This is a genomic window from Acidimicrobiales bacterium (assembly GCA_034521975.1).
GTDB lineage: Bacteria > Actinomycetota > Acidimicrobiia > Acidimicrobiales > SKKL01 > SKKL01.
In genome coordinates, this window is sequence record JAXHLR010000005.1 from 498,083 (window position 1) to 524,399 (window position 26,317).

The 26,317-nt window shown below is 70.5% G+C and carries 22 protein-coding genes and 1 other RNA gene; 16 read left to right on the forward strand and 7 right to left on the reverse strand.

The window, feature by feature from the left end; translation table 11 throughout:
• Positions 1–83: 83 nt before the first annotated feature.
• The 3 genes from U5K29_09205 to U5K29_09215 all read left to right on the forward strand — a co-directional run bounded on the left by U5K29_09205 (position 84) and on the right by U5K29_09215 (position 2,702).
• On the forward strand, positions 84–983 hold the full coding sequence (locus tag U5K29_09205; protein MDZ7678719.1) for an LLM class F420-dependent oxidoreductase: 900 nt from the start codon (positions 84–86) through the stop codon (positions 981–983).
• A gap of 107 nt (positions 984–1,090) precedes the next feature.
• Entirely contained in the window at positions 1,091–1,612 is a 522-nt protein-coding gene (locus tag U5K29_09210) for a DoxX family protein (protein ID MDZ7678720.1), read from the forward strand.
• A 49-nt stretch (positions 1,613–1,661) separates the two neighbouring features.
• Positions 1,662–2,702, forward strand: coding sequence for an LLM class F420-dependent oxidoreductase (locus U5K29_09215; protein ID MDZ7678721.1), 1,041 nt, complete (start codon positions 1,662–1,664; stop codon positions 2,700–2,702).
• Positions 2,703–2,721: 19 nt separating this feature from the next.
• Here U5K29_09215 and U5K29_09220 read toward each other — a convergent pair whose 3' ends face one another.
• Entirely contained in the window at positions 2,722–3,564 is an 843-nt protein-coding gene (locus U5K29_09220; protein ID MDZ7678722.1) for a hypothetical protein, read from the reverse strand.
• 80 nt (positions 3,565–3,644) lie between these two features.
• Positions 3,645–3,953, reverse strand: a complete 309-nt coding sequence (locus U5K29_09225; protein MDZ7678723.1) for a hypothetical protein — start codon at positions 3,951–3,953, stop codon at positions 3,645–3,647.
• Between the two features lie 141 nt (positions 3,954–4,094).
• Here U5K29_09225 and U5K29_09230 point away from each other — a divergent pair, with 141 nt between their 5' ends.
• Together U5K29_09230 and U5K29_09235 are read left to right on the forward strand one after the other, a co-directional pair.
• Entirely contained in the window at positions 4,095–5,453 is a 1,359-nt protein-coding gene (locus U5K29_09230; GenBank protein MDZ7678724.1) for an FAD-linked oxidase C-terminal domain-containing protein, read from the forward strand.
• 70 nt (positions 5,454–5,523) lie between these two features.
• Complete coding sequence (locus U5K29_09235; protein MDZ7678725.1) at positions 5,524–5,967, forward strand: hypothetical protein; 444 nt, start codon at positions 5,524–5,526, stop codon at positions 5,965–5,967.
• Between the two features lie 123 nt (positions 5,968–6,090).
• Here U5K29_09235 and ssrA read toward each other — a convergent pair.
• Positions 6,091–6,480: a transfer-messenger RNA gene (ssrA, locus tag U5K29_09240) on the reverse strand.
• 196 nt (positions 6,481–6,676) lie between these two features.
• On the opposite strand from ssrA, the gene U5K29_09245 reads away from it, so the two are divergent.
• Positions 6,677–9,703 carry a BTAD domain-containing putative transcriptional regulator gene (locus U5K29_09245; protein MDZ7678726.1) on the forward strand — a complete coding sequence of 1,009 codons (3,027 nt, stop codon included), beginning with the start codon at positions 6,677–6,679 and terminating at the stop codon, positions 9,701–9,703.
• 38 nt (positions 9,704–9,741) lie between these two features.
• Here U5K29_09245 and U5K29_09250 read toward each other — a convergent pair whose 3' ends face one another.
• Entirely contained in the window at positions 9,742–10,812 is a 1,071-nt protein-coding gene (locus U5K29_09250; protein MDZ7678727.1) for a class I SAM-dependent methyltransferase, read from the reverse strand.
• Between the two features lie 182 nt (positions 10,813–10,994).
• Here U5K29_09250 and U5K29_09255 point away from each other — a divergent pair, with 182 nt between their 5' ends.
• Positions 10,995–12,251: a DUF222 domain-containing protein gene (locus U5K29_09255; GenBank protein MDZ7678728.1), complete on the forward strand. Its 1,257-nt coding sequence runs from the start codon at positions 10,995–10,997 to the stop codon at positions 12,249–12,251.
• Positions 12,252–12,408: 157 nt separating this feature from the next.
• Here the strand turns inward: U5K29_09255 and smpB are convergent, their stop codons facing one another.
• A complete protein-coding gene (gene smpB / locus U5K29_09260) occupies positions 12,409–12,915 on the reverse strand; it encodes an SsrA-binding protein SmpB (protein MDZ7678729.1) in 507 nt (168 codons plus the stop codon).
• A gap of 33 nt (positions 12,916–12,948) precedes the next feature.
• Here smpB and U5K29_09265 point away from each other — a divergent pair, with 33 nt between their 5' ends.
• From U5K29_09265 to U5K29_09295, 7 genes are all read left to right on the forward strand, one after another.
• A complete protein-coding gene (locus tag U5K29_09265; GenBank protein MDZ7678730.1) occupies positions 12,949–13,362 on the forward strand; it encodes a M67 family metallopeptidase in 414 nt (137 codons plus the stop codon).
• 96 nt (positions 13,363–13,458) lie between these two features.
• Entirely contained in the window at positions 13,459–15,777 is a 2,319-nt protein-coding gene (locus tag U5K29_09270; protein MDZ7678731.1) for a DUF6777 domain-containing protein, read from the forward strand.
• Entirely contained in the window at positions 15,770–19,138 is a 3,369-nt protein-coding gene (locus U5K29_09275; GenBank protein MDZ7678732.1) for an ABC transporter transmembrane domain-containing protein, read from the forward strand. Before U5K29_09270 ends, U5K29_09275 begins: the two co-directional genes overlap by 8 nt.
• 20 nt (positions 19,139–19,158) lie before the next feature.
• Complete coding sequence (locus tag U5K29_09280; GenBank protein MDZ7678733.1) at positions 19,159–19,719, forward strand: GAF domain-containing protein; 561 nt, start codon at positions 19,159–19,161, stop codon at positions 19,717–19,719.
• A complete protein-coding gene (locus U5K29_09285; protein MDZ7678734.1) occupies positions 19,712–20,614 on the forward strand; it encodes a S8 family serine peptidase in 903 nt (300 codons plus the stop codon). Before U5K29_09280 ends, U5K29_09285 begins: the two co-directional genes overlap by 8 nt.
• 55 nt (positions 20,615–20,669) lie before the next feature.
• Entirely contained in the window at positions 20,670–21,377 is a 708-nt protein-coding gene (locus tag U5K29_09290) for a sigma-70 family RNA polymerase sigma factor (protein ID MDZ7678735.1), read from the forward strand.
• Between the two features lie 80 nt (positions 21,378–21,457).
• A complete protein-coding gene (locus U5K29_09295; protein ID MDZ7678736.1) occupies positions 21,458–21,727 on the forward strand; it encodes a hypothetical protein in 270 nt (89 codons plus the stop codon).
• 1 nt (position 21,728) lies between these two features.
• Here the strand turns inward: U5K29_09295 and U5K29_09300 are convergent, their stop codons facing one another.
• On the reverse strand, positions 21,729–23,174 hold the full coding sequence (locus U5K29_09300; GenBank protein ID MDZ7678737.1) for a serine/threonine-protein kinase: 1,446 nt from the start codon (positions 23,172–23,174) through the stop codon (positions 21,729–21,731).
• Positions 23,175–23,304: 130 nt separating this feature from the next.
• Between U5K29_09300 and U5K29_09305 the strand changes: the two genes are divergently transcribed.
• A complete protein-coding gene (locus U5K29_09305) occupies positions 23,305–24,255 on the forward strand; it encodes a cysteine synthase family protein (GenBank protein ID MDZ7678738.1) in 951 nt (316 codons plus the stop codon).
• Positions 24,256–24,308: 53 nt separating this feature from the next.
• A complete protein-coding gene (locus tag U5K29_09310; GenBank protein ID MDZ7678739.1) occupies positions 24,309–25,556 on the forward strand; it encodes an acyl-CoA dehydrogenase family protein in 1,248 nt (415 codons plus the stop codon).
• Here the strand turns inward: U5K29_09310 and U5K29_09315 are convergent.
• Positions 25,543–25,965 carry a hypothetical protein gene (locus U5K29_09315; protein MDZ7678740.1) on the reverse strand — a complete coding sequence of 141 codons (423 nt, stop codon included), beginning with the start codon at positions 25,963–25,965 and terminating at the stop codon, positions 25,543–25,545. The genes U5K29_09310 and U5K29_09315 overlap by 14 nt on opposite strands.
• Positions 25,966–26,317 lie beyond the last annotated feature (352 nt).

A 26,317-nucleotide genomic window follows, 5' to 3' on the forward strand; every position in this document is an offset into this window, starting at 1 on the left:
CGACAGCACATGGTTGTGAGGGTAGGGGAGCGAGGAATCGCTAGCGTGCACCGGTAGCGCTGGCGAACCCAAGGAGTGTGTCCATGACCATCACCAAGGCCGATCTCGGACGGGTCGGCATCTGGACCGCCGCGTCCGACGCCATGTCGTCGCACGCCGCCGGTGAGCTCGCCCACCTGATCGAGGAGGTCGGGTTCTCCACGATGTGGATCCCCGAGACCGTCGGCCGGGACCCGTTCGTCACCGCCACGTTGTTGCTCGAGCGGACCTCGAAGCTGCAGATCGCCACCGGCATCGCCAACATCTACGCCCGCGATGCGGTCACGATGGCCAACACCCAGCGGTCGCTCGAGGAGGCGTTCCCCGGCCGGTTCCTCCTCGGGCTCGGCGTCAGCCACGAACACCTGGTCGACCGGGTCCGCAAGCACGACTACTCCAAGCCCTACTCGCGGATGGTCGAGTATCTGGCCGAGATGGATGCCGCGGTCTTCCGGGCGGTCGGGCCGACCGAGCTCCCGGCCAGGGTCCTCGCCGCGCTCGGCCCCAAGATGCTCGCACTCGCCGGTTCCGCGACGCAGGGTGCGCACCCGTACTTCGTTCCGGTCGAGCACACCGCGCTCGCCCGCGAGACCATGGGGGAGGGGCCGATCCTCGCTCCCGAGCAGATGGTCGTGCTCGACACCGATCCCGACTCGGCGCGGGAGACCGCCCGCACCGCCATGGCGGTGTACCTGCGAGCCCCGAACTACCGCAACAACCTCGCCCGCTTCGGGTTCGGCGAGGACGACTTCGCCGACGGTGGCAGCGATCGCCTCGTCGACGCCATCGTCGCCTGGGGTGATGTGGATGCCGCGGTCGATCGCGTGCAGGCCCACCACGACGCCGGGGCCGATCACGTCGCGGTGCAGATCCTCGCCTCGGGCGGGCTGAGCCTGCCCGAGAACCAGCTGCGCGAGCTGGGCTCGGGTCTGGTGTCGAGCTGAGGCCGCGGCGTTGCGACCGTCGCCTTGACAGCCCCCCGCCCCCGATTGGGTACCCTCGGTAGCCGAACTGAACGAGCCACGCCTTCCCCCTGGAGCCTGACCCGCTGATGAGTGACGCCGACGTCTATGACCTGTGCCTGTTCCTGCTGCGAGCCGTCGTGGGCGTGGTGATGCTGGCCCACGGCATCAACCACATCGTCGGCGGCGGCAAGATTTCGGGTACCGCCGGTTGGTTCGCGTCGCTCGGGATGCGCCCCGGCAAGTTCCACGCCTGGTTGGCCAGCCTCACCGAGGTCGTGTGCGGCGTGCTGCTGGTGCTCGGGCTGCTCACCTCCCTCGCCGCGGCCGGCAGCCTCGGCGTCATGGTCGTCGCCTGGCTCATCAACCACCGCGGCAACGGCTTCTTCACCTTCAAGCCCGGCGAGGGCTGGGAGTACGTGATGGTCCTGTCGGTGATCAGCCTGGCCATCGGGGGCCTCGGCGCCGGCGGGTGGTCGATCGATGATGCCGCCGACCTCGACCTCTTCGTTGGTGGCAGCGGGCTGGCGATCACCGCGATCGCCGGCCTCGGTGGCGCCGCGGCGCTGCTGGCGGTGTTCTGGCGGCCGAACTCCCCGGCGGAGGGCTGACGCCCGCTAGGGTCGGCACCGACCACGGGCCCCGATCGGAGAACAGTCCATGAAGCTCAGCATGTCGCTCGCCTACGCCGGTGGGTTCCACCAAGGGGTCGAGCAGGTGGTCCAGTTCGAGAAGGCCGGCGTCGACATGGTGTGGGTCGCCGAGGCCTACGGCAACGACGCGCCCACACTGATGGGCTATCTCGCCGCCAAGACCGAGCGGATCGAGATCGCCTCGGGGATCCTGCCCATCTACTCCCGCACGCCGACCCTGTTGGCCATGACCGCCGCCGGTCTCGACGAGATCTCGGGAGGTCGAGCCGTGCTCGGACTGGGTGCGTCGGGCCCCCAGGTCATCGAGGGGTTTCACGGAGTCCCCTATGACAAGCCCCTGACCCGCACCCGCGAGATCATCGACATCTGCCGCATGGTCTGGAAGCGCGAACGGGTGCAGTACGACGGCAAGGCCTACACGCTGCCCTTGCCCGAGGACCAGGGCACCGGCCTGGGCAAGCCGCTGAAGCTCATCACCCATCCCCAGCGGTCGCACATCCCCATCTATGTCGCCTCGCTCGGCCCCAAGAACGTGGCCATGACCGCGGAGAAGGCCGACGGCTGGCTGCCGATCTTCTACAACCCCACCAAGGCCCACGAGGTGTGGGGCGACGATCTCGCCGCCGGGGCCGCCACGCGCGACCCGGAGCTGGGCCCCCTGCAGGTCGTGGCCGGGGGAGCGGTCGGTTTCGGTGACGAGGCCATGGCCGAGAAGGTGCGGGATGCCAACCGGCCCATGCTCGCCCTCTACGTCGGTGGCATGGGTTCTCGCGACAAGAACTTCTACAACGACCTGTTCTGCCGCTACGGCTACGAGGCCGAGGCCAAGCAGATCCAGGACCTCTACCTCGACGGCAAGAAGGACGAGGCCGCAGCCGCGATCCCCGAGGAGTTCCTCCGCGAGGTCTCGTTGGTCGGCGACGAGGGCTTCGTGCGCGACCAGGTCGCGGCCTACAAGGCGTCCGGTGTGACCGCGCTGTCCATCCAGCCGGTCGGGTCCGACCCCGTCGACGTCATCGAGAAGGTGAAGGCCTGGGCCGACGCCTGATCGTGCCGGCACGGTCTCCTCACCCAAGGGCATCGATGGCGTCGTCGAGGTTCGCCACGGGGATCAGCTCCATGGTGCCGGGGTCGAATCCGTCGAGCTCGTCGACCTGCTCGGCGGGGAACAGGAGCACGTCGGCGCCCGCGGTCGCCGCCGCTCGGGCCTTCGACGGCAGGCCGCCGATCCGCGAGACGGTGCCGTCGGGCTCGATCGCGCCGGTGCCGGCGATCGCTCGCCCACGGGAGAGGTCCTCGCCCGACGCGTGCGCATAGGTCACCAGCGACACCATCAGACCGTGCGAGCGGCCGAGGGCGAGGCTCCGGTACCAGTCGCCGATCGGGGTGGCGGCGAGACGTCCGCCGACGGCCACGTCCAGGTCCTCGGCGAGCCGCGGCTGGCCCGCCGCTCGCAGGCCGACCGCGACCGCCGCCGGCTCACTCGCCTGGGGGCGGCTGGCGTCATCGCCATGGCGCAGGTCGATCGGGCCGTCGGCGCCGGTCACCCAGGCGTTGACCACCTCGCCCACCAGCGGCGGGCGGCCGACGGTCAGCCAGTACCACTCACCGGGCGGATCGATGGTGTCGCCGTCGACCGTGACGCGGCCGTCGAGGCGCCAGGCCGTGCCCGGTGGGTCGGCTCCCCGCACCGTCAGCCACGGCACGGGCAACAGGGCGAGCAGGAGCGCCGTCGCCCCCGTCGCCCCGACGATCCGCCACCGGCGCGGCCCCGAGCGCCACCAGTACACCGAGGCCAGCGCGATCGCTCCACCGAGGAGGGCGGCGAGGTAGATCCACGGGATCCAGGGGGCCTGGCGCTTGGCCAGGATCGCAGCTGCCCCGACGCCGAGCAGCGCAACCAGGGGCAACGCGACCCTCAGCCTCGCCCGCCAAGGTGTCGTGGGCCCTTCTGCTTCAGGCGTGTCATGCACACCTGTGCCCCGGAGGCTCAGGACACGATCTGGTAGATGTCGAGGAGCGCGTCGGTCACTCTGCTGGCCGACCCGCACCGGTCACCAGGAGCGAGGTCGTCGACCAGCGCCTGTCCGGTGTCACGCAGCTTGTCGATCGAGAGGTGCATGAGGGCGTCGTCGCCCGCGGCTGTTGCCAGCTCGTCGGCCCACCGATCGATGTCGGTCCCGGGAACCAGCATCGGCCGCGAGCCCGCCTCGACGAGCGCCTCGCGGGTGATCTCGAGGATGCGCTGGTGGTCGGCATCGGTGCGATTGGTGGTGACAGCAGCGGTGGCGGCAGCCATGTCGTCTCCTTGGGGGGTCCCCGGCGGGTTCGTGCCAGGGTAGGTTGTGATTCGTTCTCCGGCACCGTGTGTGCACCTCAGTTCAACGCACCCACGCCCCCTGTTGTTCCCCGCGGACCGAAGCCCCGGAGGCCCAGCCGCATGACCGCTCCCGACGTCGTCGCCGCTCTCCTCGACGCGCTACCCGCCGATTCGGTGGTCGTCGACCCCGATGTCGTCGACGGCTATCGCTTCGATCGGGCCAAGACGATCGTGCCCGGACACCCGCTCGCGCTGGTGCGGGCGGGCTCGACGGCCGAGGTCGCCACCGTGCTGGGGCTGGCCAGCCGCTTCGGTGTCGGGGTGGTCACGCGGGGAGCGGGGACTGGCCTGTCCGGCGGGTCGGCCGCGGTCGACGGGTCCATCACCTTGTCCACCGAGCGGATGCGTCGTATCGAGGTCGACCGCGACGCCATGCTCGCCGTCGTCCAGCCGGGAGCGCTCAACGTCGAGGTCAAGCAGGCGGCCGCGGCCGAGGGGCTCTGGTACCCGCCCGACCCGTCGTCGTTCGAGATCTGCTCCATCGGCGGCAACCTGGCCACCAACGCCGGTGGGCTGTGCTGTGTGAAGTACGGCGTCACCACCGACTACGTGCTCGGCATCGAGGTCGTGCTCGCCGACGGCACCGTCGTCCGTCTCGGCGGCCGCACCATCAAAGACGTCGCCGGGCTGGACTTGAAGCGGCTGTTCGTCGGTTCGGAGGGGACCCTCGGCGTCATCACCGAGGCCACGTTGCGGCTGCGCCCGCAGCCGCCACCCTCGGCCACGGTGGTCGCCACCTTCGCCGATGTGGTCGATGCCGGCCACGCGGTGAGCGAGGTCATGGCGTCGCTGCGGCCGTCGGCCCTCGAGCTCATGGATCGTGCCGCGGTCGCCGCGGTCGAGGCGGCCAAGCCGATGGGGCTCGACACGTCGGTTGGTGCGCTGCTGCTCGGGCAGTCCGACGCCGGTGACGACACCGTTGCCCGGGTGGCCGAGGTCGCCGAGCGGGCCGGCGCCACCTATGTCGCGGTCACCGACGATCCCGACGAGGGCGAGCTGCTCATGGCGGCCCGCCGCATCGCCATCCCGTGCGTCGAGCGGCTGGGCAGCGTGCTGATCGAGGACGTCGGCGTGCCGATCACGCGCATCCCGGAGCTGCTCGCGGCGGTCGCGTCGGTGGCCGAGCGCAACGACACGACCATCCCCGTGATCGGCCATGCCGGCGACGGCAACTTCCATCCACTGGTCACCTTCGACCCCCACGATCTCGATGCGGTGCAACGAGCCGAGGTTGCGTTCGGGGAGATCATGGACGCGGCGATCGCTCTCGGCGGCACGATCACCGGCGAACACGGGGTCGGATCGCTGAAGGTCCGCCACCTGGCCGGCCAGCTCGGGCCCGAGGTCCTCGACCTGAACCGGCGGGTGAAGGCCGCGCTCGACCCCCAGGGCATCCTCAACCCCGGCAAGTGGCTCTGAACGGCTCGCCGGAGCCCAACCACGACGTGCTCACCCGGCGGTCCACCGCGCCGTCGACCCGACCGTCACGATGCTCACTCGTCTCCTCGCCGCCGCTGGTGAGCGGCTCGAGATGTCGAGCCACCAGATTGTCGGTGACAGTCCGGTCCTGGCGCGTCTCGCTGACGCCTACGACCCGACGGGTCGCGGCACCAAGATCAACTGGACGATGCTGCGTGCGTTCATCGACTGGCTGTGCCTGCACCCGGGCGCGACCGAAGCGGCGATTGCTACTCCACCGCCGCGGACCGGTTCGGTCCTCGATCAGATCCTCGCAGGGATCGCAGAGAAGGTCGCTGCGGACGCCGGCATCGCGGCACCGCGCTGGACTCGTGCGGTCCCGCCAGCTCCTGAGCGGTGGAGTCCACCCGCCACACCCCCGATGCTGGTCGAAGCGGAGCGAACCACGCCTGACCCGTTGCGTCGCCGGAACATCATCCTGCCCGCAGGTTCTCTGTGGCGAGACGCGGCGTGACAGACGCAGCCCCGCTCGACCGGGACCGAATGGTCGCCCTCCTCATGGAGTGAGCTACCCCGGAGGGCGGCTCGAATTTCGCCAGAAGGGGCCTGGAACTTCGCCAGGACCCCTTCGATTTGTTTGTGGAGCTGGAGGGAATCGAACCCTCGTCCGTCAAGTGGTTCCCGACCGCGCTACGACCGTTCCCGAGATGTGGCTTTTCGGCTGCCACCCTGCCGGGTCAGGTGGGCCACGAGGGCCCTGCCGCCGGGTCTTTCCCCGATGTCAGCGTTCTTTCACGCCGTCAGCGGTCTCTCCCTGCTGTCCTCCATCGCTTCTGTTGCCAGGCTGCGATGGACAGGCCCCGCGTGCCATCTCTGGTCGCTATGACGCCTTCGCTACCTGATCAGATCAGGCAACGAGTGCGTACTGCTCGTCTTCGGCAGTTGTTTGGGTGCCCCGTTTTAGGAGTCTGAGCAACTCCGGTCGCACGTCCGAGTCCCGAGCTTCACGTCGAAACCGATCAGCCCCGTATCGGGCCCGTCTTCCCAGCGGTGCTGGGCGGCGGGTGTCAAGTAGCACCCGGAAAGACCGGGCACCCGGAAGGAGCGGGCACCCGGAAGAACCGGGCACCCGGAAGAACCGGGCTGCCGGCGAACCGGCACGTGATCAGTGTACCGGCCAGGTGGGACAGCGGCACAGGGCCTGCGGGTAGCGTCGGCAGGGCATGGACACGCCGCCACGCCCCAGCGAGACTGGAGTGCAGTTCGGGATCCTCGGGCCCCTGAGCATCGTCGTCGACGGTCATGAGGTCGCCCTCGACAGCCCGAAGCAGCGGAGCCTCCTGGTCGCGCTGCTGGTCGAGGCGGGCTCAGCGGTGGCGACCGATCGCCTGGCGGAGATCGTGTGGGGCGAGGACCAGCCGGTGGACCCGTCCAGCACGATCCAGACCCACGTCTCCCGCCTGCGCGGCCTGCTCGAGGAGTGGTGCGGCGAGTCGGCCCGGGAGCTCCTCGTGACCCGGCCAACGGGCTATGCGCTGGCCGTGCATCCCGACCAGGTCGACGCCCGCCGGTTCGAACGGCTGGTGGAGGAGGCCCGCGGCGCCGCCACACCCGAGGCGACGGTCGAGCTGCTCGGAGCCGCGCTGGCGCTGTGGCGGGGACGACCCTTCGTCGAACTCGACCACGAGCAGGCCGATGCGGAGGCCACACGGCTACAGGAGCTGCGCCTGGCCGCGCTGGAGCTGCGCGCCGATGCGATGCTGCGGTTGGCCCGCCACGGCGAGGTGGTTGCCGAGCTGGAGGTGCCGGTGGCCCGCAACCCGCTGCGCGAGCATCTACGTGGCCTGCTGATGGTGGCGCTCTACCGGAACGGGCGCCAGGTGGACGCGCTCGCCGCCTACCGGGACCTGCGCGACCAACTGGTCGGCGAGCTGGGGCTGGAGCCGTCGGCGCCCCTCCGCCAGCTCGAGTTGGCCATCCTCCAGCAGGCCGAGGAGCTCCCATGGCCGGCGCCACCGGTCGTGCCCGACGCGTCCGATGAGCGAGCCGGTGCGACCCGCCACTCGTCGAGCGCCGCCACGGCGATGCTGCCGGAGCCCTTGACGAGCTTCGTCGGTAGGGAGGAGGACATCCGCGGCGTCTCCGCCGCGCTGCGGGGCGGGCGCATCGTGGTGCTGACCGGGGTCGGCGGGGTCGGCAAGAGCCGGCTGGCGATGCGCGTCGCCCGCGAGGTGGCCGACGACTACGCCGACGGGGTTCGGGTGTGCGACCTGTCGGGAGCCGACCGGTCAGAGGCGGTGGCGGAGATCGTCGCCACCGCCCTCGGCGTGTTACCCACCGAAGGTGCCGGTCCGGCGGAAGGCCTCGTGGAGCTCCTCCGCGCGAAACACCTGCTGCTGGTCCTCGACAACTGTGAGCACGTCGCGGCCGGGGCCTCCGCGCTCGCCGACCGGGTCGGGCGGACCTGCCCTGCGGTGGACGTGCTGGTGACCAGTCGTCAGCCGCTTGGCGTCGCCGGTCGACAGATCTGGCCGGTCGCACCCCTGGACGTCGGCGAGGACGAGAACAGTGCCGCGGTCGCCGTCTTCTGCGACCGGGCGAGCGCCGCCGATCCCTCTTTCGAGCTGGCCGGCACCGATCGCGACGCGGTGGTGGAGATCTGCCGGCGACTCGACGGCCTGCCCTTGGCGCTCGAGCTGGCTGCGGCGCGGGTGCGGTCGATGGGCCCCGCCGACATCGCCGCCCGGCTCGACCAGCGCTTCGATCTGCTCACCGCCGAGCCCCCGGAGGTCGCACCGCGGCACCGCAGCCTGCAGACGGTCGTCGATTGGTCCTACGCACTGCTTCCGGAGGCGGCCCAGCAACTGTTCGATCGACTCGCGGTCTTCGCCGGAGGCTTTGAGCTGTATGCCGCCGAACGGGTCTGTGCTGGCGACGGGCTCGCAGAGTGGGAGATCGCCGGGCGGGTGGCCGAGTTGGTCGACAGTTCGCTGGTGGCGATCGAACGCTCGCGCCACCGGGTGCGCTACCGGTTGCTGGAGACCCTGCGGGACCATGGAGTGGCCCGACTCGACGCACGCGGGGAGCTGGCGACCTGGCAACGGCGTCACGCCGAGCACTTCGCCTCGCTGGCCGAGGACGCCATGGTCGGGTTGCAGGGCGCCGAAGAGGGCGAGTGGATGCGTGCCATCGACGTCGAGCTCGCCAATCTCCGTGCCGCCCAGGCGTGGGCCGGGACCCATGGGCAGGTGGACCTGGCACTGCGGCTGCCCGCGCTCCTGTGCGACTACGCCTACTACCAACTTCGCGACGAGGTCTACGGATGGGTGCTACGCGCTCTCGAGCTTCCCGGCGCATCGCAGTCGCCGGCGTGGGGGGCCGCCCTGGTGGCCGCCGGGGTCGGCTGCATGCAGCGCGGCCAGCTGGGGAAGGCCCATGAACACGGCGAGCGGGCCCTGGCGGCGGCGTCGGACGAGTGGGTGGTGCTGCGGGCCGTGCAGCTGCTGGCCGAGATCTCCCTGTACCGAGGCCACCTCGACGAGACCGACCGGCGAGGCACGCAACTCGTCGAAGCGGCGCGGTCGGTCGACAGCGCCTACTACGAGTCGCTCGGCCAGCTCTACCGGGTGTTCGCCGCCACCTACACGGGACGGGCCGACGACGCCGCGGCCCAGCTGCGGGAGGGATGGCAGGTCGTCGAGCGAGCCCGCACCCCGAGCCTGCGGGCCGGCTACTGCTACCTGGAGGGCGAGATCCGACTCGACGCCGACCCCGGTGCCGCCCTGGCGGCGTTCGAGCAGGCGAGCGAGGTCGCCGCGTCGGTCGGAAACCGCTTCATCGAGGGCGTGGCGCGGGTCTCGATCGCCTCCCTCGAGGCGAGGCACGGTGAGCCGGGCGAGGCGCTCGCGGCCTTCAGCGAGATCATCGCCCACTGGCGAAGCTCCGGTGACTGGGCCCACATGTGGACCACGCTGCGCAACCTGCTGGTCCTGCTCGAACGCGTCGCGGCGAACGAGCCCGCTGCCGTCCTCCTCGGCGCGGTCGAGACCGCTGGCACCGGCGCCTTGGCCTTCGGCACCGACGCGCAGCGCCTCGAGACGACCGCGAGCTCACTTCGCGAGTCCCTGGGCCGAGAGGCGTTCGCGGCCGCCGCGAACCGCGGTCGGAACATGAGCGACGACGAGGCGGTCGCCTACGCGCTGGACGAGATCGACCGACTCGTGGCCGAGGGAGTCGTCGACGGGTCCTGACCGCCCCGGGGCCGATGACGCACGCAAACGGCAGGTTCCTACGGGCGAACCTCGAGCACCTGGTGGACCGGTGCCTCCGCGACCTTGCGGAACCGCGTGAAGCCGGCCCGTTCGAAGACCTCGCGGATGGCGGAGGGACCGGCCTGGCCACCCAGCGCGTATCCGACGTCCTGGGCCAGCGAGTTCGGCGTGCACACGAAGGTGGACATGCCGTAGGCGAGGCGGCCGAAGGGCCCGAGGTTGTCCTCGGTGCGGTCCTCGGAGCGGATCTCGACGAGCATGACCGTGCCGTCGTCGGCGAGGGTCTTGCGGGCGTGGGTCGCCGCCCCGACCGGATCGCCGAAGTCGTGAAGCGCGTCGAAGAAGCAGATGAGGTCGTATCCACCGCGGTCGGGCAACGGGTACTCGTCGGCCGCGGCGACCTCGAAGCTCACCCGATCGTCATCGAGCCCGGCCTCGGTGGCGCGTCTGCGGGCGGCCTCGATCGAGGCATCGTGGTAGTCGAACCCGGCCACGGTGGTGTTGGGGAAGGCCTCGGCGAGCAGGATCGAGGAGGCGCCGTGCCCGCAGCCGATGTCGGCCACCTGCGCGCCCGCGGTCAGCTTGTCCTGCATCCCGTCCAGCGCCGGGATCCACTCGTCGACGAGATTGGCCCGGTAGGCGGGCTTGAAGAACGCCTCGGTGGCGCCGAACAGCCTCGGGTCGTGTTCGTGCCACCCCACACCGTCGCCGGACTGGAACGCGGCCTCGAGCTTGGGTTCCACCGCCCAGATCGCGGCCATCTGCTTCCACGCCGGCGCCATGTGGACCGGGCTGCTCTCCTCCGCCAGCACCATCGCGTGCTCGGGCGGCAGCTCGTAGGTTCCACTGGCCGGGTCGTAGGCGACGTAGCCCCCAGCCGCCTGGTTGTCGAGCCACTCGCGCACGTACCGCTCGTGGGTGCCGGTCCGCTGGGCCAGCTCTGCTGGAGTCAGGGGTCCGGCCTCGGCCATCGCCCGGTACAGACCGAGCTGATGTCCGAGGTAGGTGAGCGCGCTCGAGACCGTCGCGCCCAGGTCGCCGACGACCTGTCCCACGAACTGCTCGACCTTCTCCTCATCGATGTGCATGCCTGACTCCTTCTCGTCGTCGTTGCGGTGCCCGGGGATCATCAGCCCTCGCGCTTTCACCTCACTCTCACGACGCTGTCGAGCCCGTCACCGGTCTTCATCACCCAGGCATGTCGATAGCTTCCAGCATTTTTCGGTGGTTGTGGTTGCGAACAGGTGTTCGAGCCGGTATTGTGGGGTGCATGAGCGAACATCCGGCGGTGCTGGTGCGACAACTGGGGGAGGTGCTCGACGGGTTGGCTGGGGTCGACTGGGCTCTGGTCGATCCGGGGTCGGCGGCGGAGGTGTTGGTGGGGTTGATGGGGGCGGGTTCCAAGCTCGATGCGGTCACCGCGGCGGTGGCGGGCCGGGTGGAGGCGTCGCGGGTCTGGGCCGAGGACGGGTCCAAGTCCGCGTCGGCGTGGTTGGGTCGGGCCGCGGGTCGTGATCGGGCCGAGACCAAGGGCGTGTTCGGGCGGGCTCGGGCGTTGCGGGACATGCCCGGGACCGCGGCTGCCCACGAGGCGGGGGAGTTGTCGGCGCGTCATGTGCGGTTGTTGGCTCGGGCCCAGCGGATCAACCCCGAGGTGTTTGCCGGTGATGACGAGGCGTGGCTGGTGGCCCAGGCCCAGGTGTTGGGTTTCGACGATTTCGCCAAGGTGGTCGACTATTGGTGTCAGTGCGCGGCGCCTGATGAGGTCGAGGACCAGGCCCGGGCCCGTTACGAGGCCCGCCGGGCCCGACTCACCACTGGGTTGGACGGGATGGGCCATCTCGAGGTCGATCTCGACCCGGTCGCCCACGCCGTCTTCGCCGAAGCGTTGGCGCGGATCGAACAAGAACTGTGGGAGACCGATTGGGCCGAGGCCCGCGACCGTCTCGGGGCCGACGCCACCAAGGCCGATCTGGCCCGCAGCGATGCCCAACGTCGCCACGACGCCCTGGTCGAGATGGCCCGGCGTTCCGCCGCGACCCCCGCCGGTGCCCGCAAACCGGTGCCGTTGATCACCGTGCACATCGACCACGACACCCTGGCGGGTCGGGTGTGTGAGCTCTCCACCGGCCAGGTCCTCACCCCCGGTGAGGTCCTGCCCCTGTTGAGCGAAGCCGACATCGAACGGGCCGTGTTCGACACCCCGTCGCGGCTGGTCGACCTCGGCGAACAGGCACGGTTCTTTGTCGGTGGCACCCGCCGAGCCGTACAGATCTGCCAACCCCAATGCGTGCACAACACCTGCGAGGTGCCCGCCGAACGCTGCGACGTCCACCACATCGAGGCCTGGCCCGCCGGGCCCACCACCCAAGCCAACGGCGAACCCCGCTGCCCCGCACACCACCCCGGCCGCCGCCGCACCGACAAAGCCCGCCAGAAACGACGACGAAGTGGCCGCGGCAGCAAGACAGACAGCAGCGCCGATGGAGACGACGATGGAGACGGCGAAGCCGACCCGCCTGGGTGAGAGTGGGCGGTGAGTCGCGTCCTCGGCGAGGTCTACCAGATCGATGGCACCAGCAAGGGGTCCGGTGCCCCTGCCGACGTCGGCTTCGGCGGCCAGATGCTGGGCCTCCGCGGTGCTGGTGGTGCTGTGGAGGATCCTCCGCCGTCGCTGAACGGGGTCAGGAGCGGCGGGCGCGACCGGCTCTCATCGCTCGCTTCGCCTCGAGGTCGGCGTCGCGCTTGGCGAGCACCTGCCGCTTGTCGTACTGCTTTCGGCCCCGGGCGATGCCCAGCTCGACCTTGGCGTTGCCGTCGCTGAAGTAGATCGACAGCGGGACGAGGGTGAGGCTCGGCTCCTGGTCCAACCGCGAACCCAGGCGCTCGATCTCGGACTTGTGCAGGAGCAGCTTTCGTACCCGATCGGGGTCGGGTCGGCCGTAGAGCCCGGCGCTGAGCCACGGGCTGATGTGCACCTGGTGCAGCCACGCCTCTCCCTTGGCGACGCGAGCGAACCCGTCGGCCAGCTGCACCTTTGCGTCGCGCAGCGACTTCACCTCGCTGCCCCGCAGCACGAGACCAGCCTCGATGGTGTCGAGGACGTCGTACTCGTGGCGGGCGCGGCGATTGGTCGCCACCACCTTCTTGCCGGAGCTCTTGTCCCTGGTGGACTGTTCGGGTGCAGGCACGGGACGAGGGTACTCACCGCTAGCCTCGCCGCCATGCTCCACGTCCCGGTCGCAGTGATCAACCAGATGGTCGGCCATGCCTATGACGGACTCCCCGACGAGGCGTGTGGTCTGTTGGTGGGCCGGGCCGAGCGCGACGAGGTGCTGCGCTTCGTCCCGACGCGCAACGCGGCCGAATCGAGCAAGCTGTACACGATCGACGGCCTCGAGCAGATGAAGGCCGAGCGAGCAGCCGAAGCCGAGGGCCTGGCGCTCATCGGGGTGATGCACTCCCACACCCACACCACCGCCTACCCGTCACCGACCGACGTCGCCCAAGCCGAGTGGCTCGACCCGGCGTGGCACTTCGTGATCGTGTCGCTTCGCGACGAGGCGCCGAGCACCCGCAGCTACCGGATCGTCGGCGAGGAGATCACCGAGGAGGCGATCGTCCCCGTTCGGCGCTGACCAGGTTCAACCGCTCGACTCGGTGTGTAACCATCGGGTGATCAAACCGTCTTGGATGCCCGAACGTGGGTAGACCATCGGAGGAAGGAACCAGCAGTGAGCGACACCCCCCAGGGGCCAGGATGGTGGAAAGCCTCGGACGACAAGTGGTATGCCCCCGAGCAGCACCCCGACTACCAGGGCTCGGCGGCACAGGACCAGCCGAACCAGCCGGCGCAGGACCAGCCGGCCGCGGAGGCAACACCTCCCCAGGAGCCGGCGGCACCCGAGCAGCCGGCACCCGAGCAGCCGGCACCGGACCAGCCGGCACCGGACCAGCCGGCACCCGAAGCCGCCCCGCCACCGGCGCCGTCGGTGCCCCCCGCTCCCCAGGTGCCGCCTGCCCCGGCCGCACCACCACCCGCGGCCGCGCCGCCACCGGCAGCTCCACCCCCGGCGGCCCCACCTCCCGGACCGCCACCCGCACCGACCGGCGGACAACCTGCCGCCGGCGGAGGCGGTGGTGGAAACAGCACCAAGATCATCGTCGGCATCGTCGTGGTTCTCGCCCTGGTCGCCGCGGCCTTCGTGGTCGTCACCCAGCTCAGTGACGACGAGGCGTCGGCGAGCACGGTGACGCTCGAGTCGATCGGCTCCACGGGCTCGAACCCCTTCTTCGCCTCCATCGCACCAGAACCCAGCGGCAGCCTCCTCGACTTCGCCGAGCGCGGAGCCGACGACAGCGGCGAGGAGCCCGATGCCGTCGACGAGGACGAGGGAGCCGACGACGAGACCGACGAGGGTGCCCCCGAGACCGACGACGAGACCGATGACGAGACGACCGAGGTCGGATACCGCTCGGTCGACGGATCGGTGCCCGGCCTCTACGGAGGCACGCTCAACGAGGGCTCCTGTGACGCCGGCCAGCTGGCCGGTCTGCTCGCGGCCGAGGAGGACAAGGCCCAGGCCTGGGCCGATGTCCTCGAGATCGATCCGGCGGATATCGCCCCCTACATCGACGATCTCACTCCGGTGAACCTGGGATCGGACACCCGCGTGGTCAACCACGGGTTCCGCGACGGCGACGCCACACCCCGCCAGTCGATCCTGCAGCGGGGCACCGCGGTGCTCGTCGACCGCCACGGCGTGCCCCGGGTCAACTGCTACAGCGGTGCGCCGCTGCGTCAGCCCGAAGCGATCGAGGGCGAGGAGGAGTACGAGGGAGACGAGTGGCCCGCCTTCGAGCCGCCCGAGGTCGCCGTGGTCGACGACGCTCCCTCCGAGCTCGACAGCTTCGACCTTCGCGATGTCGAGACCGGTGAGCTGTTCAACCGGCCCGCCGGCAGCAGCGGCGAGTCCGACGGCGAGCCGGTCGACCGGCCTGCCACCGAGGAGCGCCAGGTCGACGGCGAAATCGAGCTCAACCGCGAGTACGAGGACAGCATCGAGGACGACCGCACCGAGGCCCGCTACACCTTCGACGCCCCCGACGGAGCGGTGATGTTCCTGCGGGTCGCCAACAACGATGACAGCGTCCGCCGTGTCCGCACCCAGCTCTCCGCCGACGGCTCCGAGTTCGCCAGCTTCCGCACCAACCCCGGTGACAGCGGCGAGGAGCGCATCGTCCTCGACCACGACGGCGGCACCACCTTCGAGCTCGTCTTCACCGAGGGTCCCGCCGCCTACACCTTCGAGATCGAGATGGAGGTGCAGGACGACGCCGGTCAGGGTGGCGACGCCGGCGACGAGTTCGACACCGCCTTCGAGGTCTCCTCGGGCAGCACCGTCGAGGGCTTCCTCGGCGGCCAGGACGGCATGGACGGCTACCTCCTCGAGCTTCCCGAGGGGGGAGCGGTGTTCACCCTCGCCCTCGAGAACGACCGAGAGTCCGAGCGGCGGGTGCGACTCCAGGTGTACCTCGACGGCGATCGCCTCCACAGCAACCGGACCAACCCCGCCTCCGACGACTCGCTCACCCACGTGTTCGGAGCGGAGCAGTCGGGCTTCATCGAGATCTACGTGGACGAGGGTGGCGCGAACTACCGGTTGACACCCGAGCTCACCCCGCAGGCCGACGGTGGCCAGGAGGGCGACGCCCCCGGCGAGCTGGCCGATGCCCGCGAAGTCGAGGTCGGCGTGGAGCTGAGCGGTCGGATCGGCAACCAGGACGGCACCGACTTCTACACCTTCGCCCACCCCGGAACACCTGGGACCCTCGTCGTCGAGAACTCGGCCGAATCCGGTCGGAGGTTCCGCGTCGAGCTCCAGAACGCCGACGGCAGTGGGGTGGACAACGACCGGGTGAACCCGGGGGCCAACGCCCAGATCACCTTCGACGAGGACGAGGAGGGCGCGATGTACCGCCTGATCTTCACCGAGGGACCGGCTCAGTACACCTTCTCCATCGTGAGCGGGGAACCAGCCGAGGGTGGCTGACGCACCCGTCGAGCTCGAGGTCCGGGCGGCCGACGGTTCCCGGTCCACCCGATCGCTGGACGCAGCGGTCGAGGTGGGCCGGGAAGCCGCGTGGGTCCTCGACGATCCGGCGGTCTCGCGCCATCACCTGAGGTTGGAGCCGAGCCCGGCCGGCCTCATCGCCACCGATCTCGGCTCGGCCAACGGCACCGTGGTCAACGGCCGGCCGCTCAACGCGCCGACGGTGCTGGCGCCCGGCGACGTGCTCGAGCTGGGTTCCACGGTGCTCACGGTGCTGGAACCGGCACCGGCATCGGCACCACCGCCGCCGCCACCACCTCCACCGGCGCCGGCACCCCCGCCTCCGGAGCCGGCACCCCCACCGGCGCCGGCTCAGCCGCCTCCCGAGCCCCCGCCGGCACCGGCACCGACCCACCGCCCGGCGCTCGACGAGTTGGCCACCCTCGCCACCGACGCCGCGATCGTGCGCTATCGCCCGGGCAGCCTGGGTGAGACCTTGGCACCCCAGGTGGCCAAGGACCTGGTCCGCGCCCGGGCGAACCTGGCGGGCCTTGGCTCGGAGCCGTGGGGGGTGATCCCCCAGGTGTGTCTGGTCGACCCGTTCCCCGATCCCGCCCAACCGGGCGAGGTCGTCACCTCGGGGGCGGTCATCGACCCCGAGCGAAACGAGATCTGGGTGGCGGTCACCTCCGACCGCTCACCGGAGACCCCCGAGCGCTACCTTGCCCGTTTCTTCGGGGCCAGCCTGCCCGCGGGCGACGAGCTCGGCCTGTTCCTCGACGGGTTCGGCCTGCACCTGGCGGGGGTCGATCCCGACGAGCAGCTCGGCGGCCACGAGCTGCCCCCGATCGACATGGTCGACGACGACCTCGCGGCGATGATGGTCACCTCCCTCGTGGCCTTCATGATCCGTCGCGCCGGCAAGGACGGGCGCGTCACCTTCCTCCGCTTCCTCGCCCAGACCCGACCCGGCGGCCGGGAGAACGCGGCCCGCGAGGTCTTCGGCGATGGCCTGGCCCGCATGGAGCAGCAGTGGCGGAGCGAGCTGGCCCGGGGGAAGGTCAAGGCCCAACCTCGGGCGTTTCTCGCCATGGCCGTCCGCGAGATGCGGCCCTACTGGACCAAACAGATCGAGATCGCGGTCTACATGCTGGTCGGCCTGGGGTTCACCACCGTGTTCCCCTTCGTCTTCCGGGAGCTGGTCGACAACGCCATCCCCAGCGGCGAGTGGAGCCAGGTCACCAGCCTGCTCGGGCTCCTCGGCGTGGTGCTCGCGGTGTCGCTGCTGGCGGGGCTACGCCGCTCGTACCTGTCGGCCTTCGTCAGCACCTCGGTGATCACCAACCTGCGCACCCGCATGTTCGAACGGCTCCAGCGGCTCTCGCCCGGGTGGTTCCACCGGCGCGAGCAGGGCGACGTGCTGTCGCGGTTCCTGTCCGATGTGGGCGAGGTCGAGTCCGGGTTCTCGGCCGCGCTGCGCGACGGCGCGTTCCAGCTGGTGTCGCTGCTCGTCTCCGCCGCGGTGCTGCTCACCCTCCAGCCCATGCTCGGGCTGGTGGTGCTCGCCGGTGTGCCGGTGGTGGCCTTCATCTACACCCGGATGGCCGACGGTGCGCTCAAACGGTCGATGGCGGTGCAGGAGCAGAGCGGCGCCCTGCTCAACGTGTTGTCCGAGAACTACTCGGCCCAGCCGGTGGTGAAGGCCTTCGCCCTCGAGGCCCGCGAGATCGCCCGCTTCGGGCGGTCGTCCACGCGGCTGTTCGACTCCAACCTTCGACTCGCGCTCTTCGGCGGCTTCTTCGGACTCTCGGTCAACGGTGTGGTCGCCGTGCTGCGCCTCGTCGTGCTCGGCCTCGGTGTGTGGATGATCTTCGAGGGCCAGCTCACCATCGGTGGCCTGGTCGCCTTCATGGGGGTCATGGGCGAGGTCATCGGCCCGGTCGGCCAGCTCACCGGCGTCGGCCAGCAGCTGCAGTCGGCCACCGGCGCGCTGGCCCGTGTGAACGAGGTCCTCGAGGCCGAGCTCGACGTGCCCGACGCCCCCGATGCGGTCGAGTTGCCCCGCATCACCAGCGAGATCCGCTTCGACGACGTCAGCTTCTCCTACACCGCTGGTGGCGCCCCGGTGATCGAGGGGTTGAGCTGTGTGATCCCCGCGGGGGCCAAGGTCGCCTTCGTCGGGCCCTCGGGAGCGGGCAAGAGCTCGGTGCTCAACCTGCTCATGCGCTTCTACGACGCGGACGGTGGCTCGATCTCCGTCGACGGCCACGACATCCGCAACGTGTCGCTGGCCTCGCTGCGCGCTCAGATGGGGGTGGTGTTCCAGGAGAACTTCCTGTTCGACATCACCGTGCGCGAGAACCTCCGCCTCGGGCGCCCCGACGCCACCGACGCCGAGATCGAGGAGGCCGCCAGGGCCGCGGCCATCCACGACACGATCATGGAGCTGCCGAACGGCTACGACACGCTGGTGGGTGAGCGCGGCGGCCGGCTCTCGGGCGGGCAACGCCAGCGGGTGGCCATCGCCCGGGCGATCGTGCGCAACCCCGCGATCCTGGTGCTCGACGAGGCGACCTCGGCGCTCGACCCCCGCACCGAGCGCCAGATCGCCGCCACGCTCGAGGAGCTGTCCGAGGGTCGCACCACCGTCGCGGTGACCCACCGGTTGGCGTCGGTCGTCGACTACGACCAGGTGTTCGTCCTCGTCGACGGGCAGCTGGCCGAACAGGGCACCCACTCCGAGCTACTGGCCCTCGGCGGGGTCTACTCGAGCCTCTGGGCCGAGCAGACCGGAACCGCTCCCGAGGCACCCGCAGCACCCTTCGACATCGCCGACGCGCTCAGCCGCACGAGCCTGTTCGCAGGACTCGCCGAGGAGCAGCTCGCGGTCGTCGCCGACGCCATGACCGCTCGCGACGCCACGCCGGGCGAGCGCATCGCCGAGGGAGGCGGGCACCTGTGGCTCATCCGCGACGGCCGCGGACGCGTGGTCGTCCCCGCCCCGCAGGGTGGTGAGAGCGCCACCGTCGAGCTCGGCCCGGGCCAGGTGTTCGGCGTCTCCGCGCTGCTCGGCGAGGAGAGCGGTGCCGAGCTGGAGGCCATCGACCGGCTCAAGCTGCTGGTGCTCGACGACGAGCACCTCGCCTCGCTCGCTGTCCAGATCCCCGAACTGGGTGCCGCGCTCGAAGGTGCCGGCGCCCCCGGGCCGGCACCCGACGGCGGCATCCGGTTGCGGGCCACCATCGGGCCCGCCGGCATCCAGGGGGCCGCGCCGGTCGCCCCTGCCGGTCGCCGCGAGGCCACCGTCCCCGACGCCGAGGACATCCGGCGTACGCTGGGGCCGGTTCCCCGAGCCGGCTGAGCCACCACTGAGGAGCCTCCGTGCCCGTCTCTGTCACCAACCCGGTCATGAACAGCGTGCTGCGCGCCGCCCGCGAGGCCACCGGTGCCAGCCGGGCCCTGCTGCTCGCGATCGACGGCGAGGTCCTCACAGTGGTCGCCGCCGACGGTGACGGTACGGCAACGGCGGTGGGCGTGTCGGTCGACATGGGCCAGGGCGTCGCCGGCTTCGTCGCTGCCTCGGGCCAGCCGGTGGCGCTGCGCCCGTCCTCGACCGACCAGCGCCTCGACGACGACGTGGCCGTCGCCCTCGGGTGGCAGCCCCAGGCCGTGCTCACCGTGCCCTGCCTCGGCATGGACACCATCAGCGGCGTGCTCGAGCTGCTCGACCCCGACCGCGACGGTGGATTCGACTTCGACGACGTCGAGAGCACCACGGTGCTCGCCGGCGTGGCCGGGACGGTGCTCGAGGAGGCGCTCGCCGCCCAGAGCGTCCCGTCACCGAGCGAGCTGCACGCCGAGCTGACGACCCTGGCCGACGCCGACCCCGGCCGCTATGCGACCGTCGCCACCCTGGTCCAAGCCCTGCTCGACCGTGACTGACGACCCCCGGCTGCCCGCCTACGGCCGGACCTCCACCGTGCTGCGCCTCGATCAGGCGTCGTCGATGGAGGACCTGTCGCCCGCCTGGGCGTGGGGCGGGTCGACCGGCAAGGGTGCCCGGGTGGCGGTGGTCGACAGCGGGATCGAGGCCGATCACCCCGACCTCGGCGACTGCGTCGACCGCGACGGCGGCATCGAGATCAGGGTGGGGCCAGACGGCGAAACCACCGAGATCACCGGTCCCCACGACGACTCGGTCGGCCACGGCACCGCCTGCGCGGGGATCATCCACGACATCGCCCCCGAGGCCACCATCACCAGCGTGAAGGTGCTCGGTCCCGGGCTCCGAGGTCGAGCGGCGGCGTTCCTCCGTGGCCTGGCGTGGGCGGTCGAGCAGCGCTTCGACGTCATCAACCTGTCGCTCGGAACCAACCGTCGCGAGTGGGCGCTGCCGTTCTATGAGATCTGCGACCAGGCCTACTTCTCGGGCTCGCTGGTGGTGACCGCGGCCAACAACCTGCCCAAGACCAGCTTCCCGTCGCTGTACGCCTCGGTCGCCAGCGTGGCGTCGTCGATGTCGACCGATCCGTTCCGGTTCCACCACAACCCCGAGCCCCCGACCGAGTTCCTCGCGCCGGGTGTCGGCGTGTCGGTGGCCTGGCGGGGAGCGAGCCGGATCGACGCCACCGGCAACTCCTACGCGGCCCCACACATCAGCGGCATCGCCACGCTCATCCGCGCCAAGCACCCCGACCTGCGGCCGTTCCAGGTCAAGACGGCGTTGTGGGCCACCGCCGCCAACGTGCGAGAAGCGCCCCGTCCCGCGGGCCGGCGCACCCTGGCCCGTGGCGGCACCACCTCCACCCGGGCCAGCATCGCCCTCCGGCGTCGGTGACCAGAGTCGTGGTGACCCCGACATCGGGTCCGGCAACGTCGTAGCATCGTCGGCCGTGGCCGATCTGACCGACGCAGCGTTGGTGGAGGCAACCATGCGGGGCGACCAGGTCGCCTACGCGTCGTTGTTCGAACGGCACTCCGGCGCGGTGCGCACCGCCGTGCGGGGCCACATCGGCTCCGATCCCGACGCCATCGAGGACGCGGTGCAGGAGTCCTTCACCCGGGCGCTGAGCCGGCTCGACTCGCTCCGCGACCCGAATCGCTTCCGGCCGTGGCTCATGCAGATCGCCCGCAACGCCGCCACCGACGTGCGCCGCCTCAACACCAGGGCCGACCACGAACCGATCGAGGAATCCGGTGGCGAGGGAGTGGTCCTCACCACCGATCGCACCGATCCCGACACCGAGGTCGAGCTCCGTGAGATGGCGCAGCTGGTGCGCGGCTGTGTGGCCGGGCTCACGCCACGCGACGCCACGGCCATCTCGATGGTGCTGTGGCTGGGGTTCGGACCCCAAGACGTGGCCGCCGCGCTCGGTGTCACCCCTGGAGCGGCCAAGGTGCTGTTGCACCGGGCCCGGCGCCGGCTGCGCGATGCGCTGATCGTCGAGATCGCGGCCGCGGCCCGCTCCTTCGCTTGTGCGGAGCTCTCCTCGCTGATCGAGGCGAGCGACGAGCTGGCGGCGGCGCGACACCTCAAGGACTGCCGGACCTGTCTCGACGCGAGCAGGGTCCACGTCGGTCTCGACGCCGGAGCCCACTGAGGCGTCATGAGATGGGGCGGCGACGGGTGTCGGTCCGTGCAGGTGTGTAACCATCGCGTCGACGAGAGGTCAAGGGGAACGTGAGCGAAGATTCCAACGGACACGGCACCGACCAAGGCGACGGCGATCCCGCGAGCCGACTGCTCGACAAGTTGGGTTCGTTCGTCGCCGACCTCGACGACGAGGAACGTCAGGCCTTCGCCGCCTTGCTGGCGCCAGGAGTGGCCCTGGCCCACGAGCCCGATGCCGAGGTGGTGGGGTTCAGCGCCAGCGAGTGGCTGCCCTCGGCGCTGCCCGACCGGCTCGGCGAGGTCATCCGCGAGCGGGGGCTGCGGATCGAAGGCCTGTAGCTCAGGTGTCGAGGCGCGCCTCGCAGTCGAGGAAGACCGCCTCCATGGGTGGGGTCAGGGAGGCACCATCGGCGCTGATGGTGCGCTCGGCGGCGAGGAACTCGCCGGTGGTCAGCTCGTCGAGCGCAGTCTCGATGGCGCACTCGCACAGCTCGGCGTCGGTACCCTCCAGACAGACCTCTTCGAACCGCTCGACCACCTCGGTCGGCACCTCGGTGGATGCCGCCTCCTCCGGCTCGCCGTCGTCGCCGCTGTTGAGCAACACGACAGCGGCCACCACGGCGATCACCAGCACGGCCAGGCCGGCGACGATGCCGGCGACGGGAACCCCGGAGCGCCTGGCGGGAGCCGGGCCTGGGGCCGGTGCTGGGCTCGGCGTCGGCGGGGGAGTGGGAGGGGACGCTGGTGGCGGAGCCGGAGGAGCATCAGCCGCTGGTGGGGGCGGAGCTGGTGCAGCCGGTGGTGGGGTCGATGGGGCCTGGCGTACCGGTGGCTCGACGACCACGGTCTCACGCGACGGGGGCGGGGCCGGGCCGCTTCTGCCGCCCAGGGTCGTGCGGGCGGCCAGGACCGGCACGTTGCACCGCTCGAGCCAATCGGGGCCGTAGCCATCGGAGGCGGCGGCGTCGAGCGCCCGGGCGAAGTCGGCTGCGGTCTCGTAGCGATCGGCGGGTTCCTTCTCGAGCGCGCGCATCACCACGTCGGCGACCGGTTCGGGCACGGCCGCCTCGATGTCGCGCACCGGTCGTGGCCGCTCGTGGACGTGGCGGTAGAGCTGTGAGAGCGCGTCGCCGGTCGACTCGAACGGCAGGCGGCCGCTGAGCAGCTCGTAGAGCATGGCCCCCACTGCGTACACGTCGGTGCCGGGCCCGAGCGGACGGCCCGAGCCCTGCTCGGGGGCCATGTAGGCGGGGGTGCCCATGACCACCCCGGTGGCGGTGCGGTTGGAGGACGCATCACCGACGACCTTGGCGATGCCGAAGTCGGCCAGCTTGGGAACGCCGGCACTGTTGAACAGCACGTTCTCGGGTTTCACGTCGCGGTGCAGGATGTCCTGGCTGTGGGCGTGGGCCAGGCCGGTGAGCACGGCGACCGACACCGCGCAGCACTGCTCGGGGGAGAGCTCGCCGTCGGAGAAGCGGTCCCACAGCGTGCCTCCGGGCATGAGCTCCATGACCAGCAGACACACGCCCTCGTGCTCGACGAAGTCATAGAGCGGGACGATGTGGGGGTGATCGAGCGAGGCCACCACGCGAGCCTCGGCCAGAAAGCGCGACCGAACCTCGGGGTCGGCGCCGAACGCGCGCGGGAGCGCCTTGATCGCCACCCGGCGCTCGAGGGACCGGTGCGATGCCTCGAGCACGACCCCCCACCCGCCGCGGCCTATCTCTTCGCCGACCTCGTAGTTGGGGAGTGCCTCGACCATGAGGCGGCGCTCGCTCGACATCGATCCGAGTGTAGGGGCGCGCCGGTCGCAGGGTTGGACGACGAGGTGAGGCGTTCGTGGCGCTCCCTCGGTAGAATCCCTACTTGTTCTATCGACAATCCCCGCCGGTCTGGTGGGAGGGAGTCCGCCCGTGTCCGTGCACAGCTCGGTGCTCGACCTCATCGGCAACACACCGATGGTCGAGGTGAGCCAACTCAGCCCCACTCCCGGTGTGCGGATCCTCGCCAAGCTCGAGGGCCAGAACCCGTTCGGTTCGGTCAAGGATCGGGTGGCCAAGTCCCTCATCGCCGAGGCTGAGAGCGACGGCACCCTCACCCCCGGCAAGCGGCTGATCGAACCGTCGTCGGGCAACACCGGCATCGCCATGGCGGCCATCGCCCGCCTCAAGGGCTACCCGATCACCATCGTGATGCCCGAGAACGTGTCGATCGAACGCCGCCAGCTGCTCGAGATCTTCGGTGCCGAGATCATCACCACGCCGGGTGCCGAGGGGTCGAACGGCGCGGTGCGTCACGCGCAGCAGCTCGCCGACGAGCACCCCGAGTGGGCGTTCCTCTACCAGTACGCCAACAGCGCCAACCCCCAGGCCCACTACGACACCACCGGTCCCGAGATCTGGCGCGACGTCCCCGACATCACCCACTTCGTGTCCGGCCTCGGCACCAGCGGCACCCTCATGGGCGTCGGCACCTACCTCAAGGAGCAGAACCCCGACATCAAGATCATGGCGGTCGAGCCGCCGGTCGGGGAGCGGGTCGAGGGTCTTCGCAACCTCGAGGAGGGCTACATCCCACCGGTGTACGACAAGTGGGGCGGCCAGGACCTGCTCGACGGCAAGCGCATCGTGCGGCCCCGCGAGTCGATCGAGTGGACCCGCCGGCTGGCCGAGGAGGCCAGCATCTTCGCCGGCATCTCCGCCGGTGCCGCACTCGCAGGAGCGGCCAAGGTGGCCGAGAAGGTCGACTCGGGGGTCATCGTCTTCGTCGTCGCCGACGGCGGTTGGAAGTACATGTCGACCGGTGCATGGACGGACCCGATCGACGACGTCGTCGAGCGCGCCGAGCAGATCATCTACTTCTGAGCATCGGGTAGGCTCACCCTGCGGCGGGACACCGCACCAGGGGGGCACACGACATGGATCCGACCTACTCCGCCGAAGCGGAGACCTACCGCGAGAAGATCCGCGGCTTTCTCGCCGAGCACCTGCCCGACGGCTGGCAGGGCGTCGGTGCCCTGCCCGAGGGCGAGCGCGAGACCTGGCTCGAGGAGTGGCGCGGCCGGCTGGCGCAGGCGGGCCTCCTCGCGGTGGCGTGGCCCACCGAGTACGGCGGCGCTGGTCTCTCACCGATCGAACAGGTCGTTCTCTCCGAGGAGTTCGCCAAGGCGGGCGTTCCCACCCAGACCGGCAACGACGGGTTCGGCATCGGTATGGTCGGTCCGACCATCATCGTCTGGGGTACCGAGGAGCAGAAGCAGCACTTCCTGCCCCGGATCATCTCGGGGGAGGACCGTTGGTGCCAGGGCTACTCCGAGCCCGACGCCGGGTCCGACCTCGCCAACATCGCCACCAGGGCCGAGCTCGACGGCGACGAATGGGTGATCAACGGCCAGAAGATCTGGACCTCGTCGGGACATACCGCCAACTGGATCTTCGTCCTCGCCCGCACCGACCCCACGGCGACGAAGCATGCGGGCATCTCGTTCCTGCTCGTGCCGATGGACCAGCCGGGCATCGAGGTGCGGCCCATCCGCGAGATGACCGGTGAGGCGCTGTTCAACGAGGTGTTCTTCACCGATGCCCGCACGGCCAAGGAGAACGTGGTCGGTGAGGTCAACAACGGGTGGACCGTTGCCAACACCCTGCTCGGGTTCGAGCGGGGTGGGCGTTCGACGGTGCTCGCCATCGGCTACCGAGCCGAGCTCGACGCCATCATCGATCTGGCCCGTGACCGAGGCCTCGACAGCGACGCGGTGATCCGCCAGCGTCTCGCATGGGCCCACACCCAGGTCGAGATCATGCGCTACCTGGGGATGCAGTCGCTCACCAAGGCGCTCACGGGCGATCAACCCGGTGCCGCGGCATCGATCATCAAGCTGTTCTGGAGCGAGTACCACAAGCTCGTGACCGAGCTCGCGGTCGACATACTCGGCGCCGAGGCCATGGTTCCCACCGGCGACACGGGTGGTTCGTCGATCCAGGCGTTCTCCGGCGGCAAGATGTCGTCGGCCGCTGCCGTGCGCGGCCTCTACGGTGCTCGCCCCGGAACGATCTATGCCGGCACCTCACAGGTACAACGCAACATCGTCGGCGAGCGGGTGCTCGGCCTCCCGAAGGAACCACGGTCCGACGGAGGACCGTGGAACGCGCTCAAACGGAGCTGACGCCGACCCCGGCGGCTTCCACCCCGGCGGCCTGTTCGATCGCGGTCACGTAGAAGCCGGTGTCGAGCGCCAGCCCGTCGCTCGTCTGCCAGACGAGGTTGCGGTGCATCGCCACCAACGGAGCGCCCTCGTTGAGCACCAGGCAGCGGGCGCCGGGATGGTGGGCGCGCAGGTAGGAGGCGGTGGCGACGGTGGCGGTCAGGATCTCGTCAGGTTCCACGGGCATGCCCGCGTCGGTGAGGGCGTCGGCGATCTGGGGCCGGGTCCGGCTCGTGGTGTTGGTCGCGAACCGGATCGGGACCTGTGCTGCCCGGAGCCGTCCGAGGGCTTCGGCGGCACCGGCGATCGGTTCCCAGGTGACGACCAGCACGCCGTCGATGTCGATGAGGAGGCCGTCGATGGGTCGCATCGCCTCACGCTGTCGAGAGGAGTCGTAGCCTCTTGGATCAGCGCCCGCGAGGCCATGGGAGAGGCCCATTCTCTAGCAGAGGTCGTGCTCGATGACGGACCCCGCCACCGCCCGGGAGACCGCCCAGGCGAACATGGCCTTCTTACCTGCAGCCCCCAACTATCGCAACCGCCTCTTGCGGCTCGGGGACTCCGCGGACGACTTCGCCGACGGGGGAGCGATCCCTGGTGGGTGCCATCGTCGCATGGGGTGGCGTCGATGCCGCGGATGAACGGGCCGGGGCACCACGACGCGGGAGCTGATCACGTCGCCGTGCAGCTGCTGGTGAGATCCCGCGTGTGCGCACGAGCCC